Source organism: Oleiphilus sp. HI0066, assembly GCF_001635725.1.
In genome coordinates this window covers 1-1,220 of the sequence record NZ_LWFH01000262.1, presented here as the reverse complement: position 1 = coordinate 1,220, position 1,220 = coordinate 1, and the positions used below count along the sequence as shown (strand labels likewise).

The window sequence follows — 1,220 nt, the reverse complement described above, 5'->3', positions numbered from 1 at the left end:
GCTTGTTGCCCTAATGCCGATTTCTGGAAGCTAAATATGCAAGTAATATCGCTTTTAATTTCACTTAACTTGCGGATTGACGCGTTGTATTTCATTATTCCCACCTAAATTTCTTATTTCTAACTCTAGTTTAAGAGACGAATTACGCTTTGACTATTCGATTGTGCTGACTAGCTTTTAGAGTAGTACGTAAAGCGATATTTCTCGGGGTTTTCTTTGATTATTTTTTCATATTTGGCGAGACAAGTGTTGGGATCAATGCTTGCGGTCACATTTATCCTTTTGCTCATTTTTATGAGTGGCCGTTTTATTAAGTATTTATCGCAAGCTGCCGTCGGGAATATTTCTGCTGATATTTTGTTTTTAGTCATGGCATTTCGCTTGCCAGGTTTTTTAGAGTTGATTCTTCCTCTAGGGCTTTTTATGGGAATCCTCTTGGCGTACGGACGTATGTACATGGAAAGTGAGATGACTGTCCTGCATGCCTGTGGTACAGCCAAAATAAGTTGCTTGCTTCGACTTGGGTAATCTCTGGCTTTGTTGCATTGAGTGTTGGTCTATTAACTTTGTACGTGTCGCCTGCGGGCATGGCCAAGGTAGAAAAGTTGTTTGCTGAACAAGCAAGTAAAACAGCGTTCGAGTTGCTTGTTCCGGGGCGCTTTCAGAATCTGAATATCGGAAATCGTATTACTTATGCGGGAGCATTGAGTGATGATAAGCAGACAATGTTTGATGTATTTATCGCCGAGTCTTCTGAGGATGATGCCGAGCGGCTCAACATATTGTATGCAGAAAAGGGTGTTCAGAGCGTAGATGCTGAAACCGGAGATCGATATCTTGTGCTTCACAACGGTAAACAATATCAAGGGGCTCCAGGTAATCACGACTATAGAGAGTTGTCGTTTGATACCTATGGAGTTCTTATCGCATCGCAGAGTAGCGAGCTTCGCAGAGTTAAGGAGGAAGCAATTCCGACACAAGCTCTGATTAGATCTGAGTCGAATGAGTATAGGTCTATTTTATATTGGCGTATATCGCTCGTTATCTTGATTCCAGTGGTGGCGATGATTGCTGTTGCGGTGTGCAAAGTTAACCCTAGACAAGGCAGGTATCTCCATTTGGTGCCGGCGATGCTGCTCTATATTCTTTATTTAGGTTTACTTATACTTGCTAAGAAAAAAGGTGGGGAGGGCGATCTAGATCCGCTAATCGCATTTGGT

The 1,220-nt window shown here is 42.2% G+C and carries 1 pseudogene; it reads left to right on the top strand.

The window, feature by feature from the left end:
- Positions 1-258 precede the first annotated feature (258 nt).
- A pseudogene (gene lptF, locus A3738_RS03965) lies at positions 259-1,220 on the top strand (LPS export ABC transporter permease LptF); the annotation flags it as partial.